The organism is Borrelia crocidurae (assembly GCF_000825665.2).
In the GTDB taxonomy this organism is placed as follows: domain Bacteria; phylum Spirochaetota; class Spirochaetia; order Borreliales; family Borreliaceae; genus Borrelia; species Borrelia duttonii.
Map to the genome: position 1 here is coordinate 564,857 of NZ_LN609267.1, position 3,392 is coordinate 568,248.

The window sequence follows — 3,392 nt, forward strand, 5'->3', positions numbered from 1 at the left end:
GAATATATAAGATAAAAGGTTGTTTATTATTAAGTAATTATTTATTATTTTTGATTAAGAAATAAACTTTATTCCCTAAGGTTCTATANNNNATTTAAGTATGTTTATAATTAATTTGTCATCAATATTGCGATTTAATTTTAGCCTATTTTTTATTATCTCATCGTTTGCTTTTATTATAAATATGTGTTTACAAAATTTTGCAAGGTCTAGTTTAAAAAGTAGTGCGGCATTGATTATAATTTTGTTAGACTTTTTTGTTAATATTATTTGTTCTATTTTTTTATGTATGATGGGATGTGTTATTTTTTCTAATATTTGTAGCTTTTCTTTATCATAAAAGACTATATTGCGAAGTTTTATTCTGTCTATTTCATTTATANNATTTAATATTTTATTGCCAAAAGTTTTAATTATTGTATCTTTTTTTTCTTCTAAAATGATATGACCTATTTTATCTGCATTAATTTCATAAAAATCATATTCGTTACTAATGATTTTTGACACAGTGTCTTTCCCGGTTGATATTCTACCAGTTATTCCAATTATTGATGAATGTCTCCCCATGATTTTCCAGTTTCAATATTTGTTTTTAAAGGAATCTTTAAAGGATAAGCATTTTCCATCATTTCTTTTATTATTATTTGTGCCTTTTCACATTCTTCTTCTGGTGATTCAATTAACATTTCATCGTGTACTTGTAAGAGTATTTTTGATTTTAGATTGTTATTTTTAAATTCATTATATACTTTAATCATTGCGATTTTCATTATATCAGATGCACTTCCTTGAATTATACTATTTATTGCCATTCGTTCAGCACCTGTTCTTTCTAAATAATTTTGACTATTAATTTCTCTTATATATCTTCTTCTCTTTAAAAGGGTTTCACTGTATCCATTTTGCTTTACAAAATCTATTTGATTTTGTATAAAAGTTTTTATTTTAGAATAAAGATTAAAATATGAATCGATGAAATTTTGTGCTTCTTCTCTTTTAATGGATAACTCTTGTGAAAGTCTAAAAGCTGACATTCTATAAATTATTCCAAAATTAATTGATTTTGCTATTCTTCTCATTGAAGGTGTTATGTTGGCTTCATCTACCTTAAAGAGTTTTGATGCTGTTTGTATGTGAATATCTTTTTTATGTGTAAAAGCTTCAATTAGTGATTCGTCTTCTGAGAAATGTGCTAATATTACAAGTTCTATTTGTGAATAATCTGCAGATATGAAAATATTGCCTTTAGTAGGTTTGAATGCTGCTCTTATTTTTCTTCCTCTTTCATTTTTGATTGGTATGTTTTGGAGATTGGGTGCAGTACTTGAAATTCGTCCCGTTGCTGTTTTTGTTTGCATAAAGTTTGTATGTATTTTGTTTGTTTTTTCGTTTATAAATTCTATTAAATTATCAGTATATGTATTTTTTAGTTTTGCAAGTTGTCTGTAGTTTATGAGTTTTTCTATAGATTCATGCTGATCTTTTATTGTCTCTAGCACCTTGATATCTGTTGAATCTTGCTTAACATTTTTTGGTACTATAATATTTAATTTTTCAAATAAAATCGTATGTAATTGTTTGCTTGAATTTAGATTAAATTCAATGCCTATACTTTGTATTATTTCATTCTCAATTGTTTTTAATTCTTGTTCAAGTTCATGGCCATATTGTGTTAAGTAATTGCTGTCAAGGTAAATGCCATTTTCTTCCATTTCTATAATGACATTGCTAAATGGCATTTCTATGTTTTTCATTAGGCTTTCAAGATTGTCTTCTTTGAGCTTTTTTCTCAAGATATTAAATAATCTGAAGGTAATGTCAGCATCCTCAGCAGCATAGTTGGATGCTATTTCAAGTGGTATATCTTTAAGAGTACTATGTTGTGGTACTATTTCTTCGTATTTAATGTTTTTATGCATTAGATATTTTGCTGCTAAAAAGTCAAGAGATACTTTTGTGTTTGGATCAATAACATATGCTGCTATCATTGTATCGAAATATGCAGAGATGACATTAAATCCATGTCTTTTTAGTACTTTGTAATCAAATTTATAATTTTGACCAATTAATTTTGGTTTTGAGTTAAACAATTCATTAAATTTTTGTATTATGTACTCTTTTCCAATAGAATTTTTTTCTTTGGTTTCTATGGGAATATAGTAACTTTCAAATTCTTTAAATGAAACTGAAATTCCAATTATATTTGATTCGTAAACATTAATAGAAGTTGTTTCTGTGTCTATTGCTATATAGCTTGCTTTTTTTAGTTGTTCTATTAGTAAATCCAGTTCTTCTTTTTTTAATATTGTTTTATATCTGACATTTTCTTCTTGTATTGTCTTAAGAGTATTTGCATATAATGTTGTTGATTGTAAATCTTTTGTATTTTCTTTATTTGCTTTTGTTTTATTGATATCAAAGATTGATTTTTGCATTGTATTTATAATATTTTTTTTCTTTAATAGAGATTTGTAAGATTTAATGAGGGTTGTTGCAGAATATTCTTCAAATAGTAAAATAATATCTTCTTTTAAATTTTCTAGTCTAAATGTTTCAAGTGATGGTAATTCTAGATCTTCTACAAGACTTATAAGTTTATAACTTAAAAAAGCATTTTCTTTTTCTCTTAGTAAGATTTCTCTGTATTTATTATTTATTAAAGATAAGTTTTCATATATTCCATTTAATGTGTGAAATTCATTTAATAATTTAGCAGCACCTTTTTGTCCAATTCCTTTAATTCCTGGGATGTTGTCTGAGGGGTCTCCAACAATGGATAAATAGTCTTTGATTTGAGATTTATTTATTCCAAATTTTTTTATAACATAATCATTGTTCATTTCTAAAAAGCTACTATTTTCAATTTTAAATATTTTGGTTTGATTTGATATTAATTGTAATAAGTCTTTATCTGGAGAGATAATATAAGTCAAGTAATTGTTTTGTTCTGCCTTTTTTGTAAAACTAGCTATAAGATCATCAGCTTCATATCCTTGTAGTTCAAACATTGGGATATTTGCTTTTATTAATCCTTCTTTTATCCAATGAATTTGTGGAATTAGGTTGTCTGGAGGAGCATCTCGTGTTGCTTTGTAACTTGGGTATTGTTTTTGTCTAAATGTTTGTGTTTCTGAATCAAAAGTGACAATTAGATTTTCTGGTTTTTTTTCCTTTATGATAAAAAAAAGAGTTTTAAAAAAACCAATAAATGCGCTGACATTTTCTCCTTTACTATTTGTTAAAGGATTGTTTTTCATAACGTGATAGTTTCTAAAAATTATGTTTAATGCATCTATTAAGTAAATTTCTTTCATATTATAACATCTAATAAAATTGGTTCTTTATGATTAAATGAACTTTTGAAAAATTGTATTTTTGGTATTGCTTTTTTT

General features: G+C 25.4%; 2 protein-coding genes. Both read right to left on the bottom strand.

Translation table 11 applies throughout. The features are described from left to right. Positions 1 to 75 precede the first annotated feature (75 nt). Positions 76 to 567, bottom strand: coding sequence for a dephospho-CoA kinase (gene coaE / locus BN1173_RS02795; RefSeq protein WP_246040035.1), 492 nt, complete (start codon positions 565 to 567; stop codon positions 76 to 78). After that, on the bottom strand, positions 546 to 3,314 hold the full coding sequence (polA, locus tag BN1173_RS02800) for a DNA polymerase I (protein ID WP_040236443.1): 2,769 nt from the start codon (positions 3,312 to 3,314) through the stop codon (positions 546 to 548). Before polA ends, coaE begins: the two co-directional genes overlap by 22 nt. Between the last annotated feature and the right edge of the window lie 78 nt (positions 3,315 to 3,392).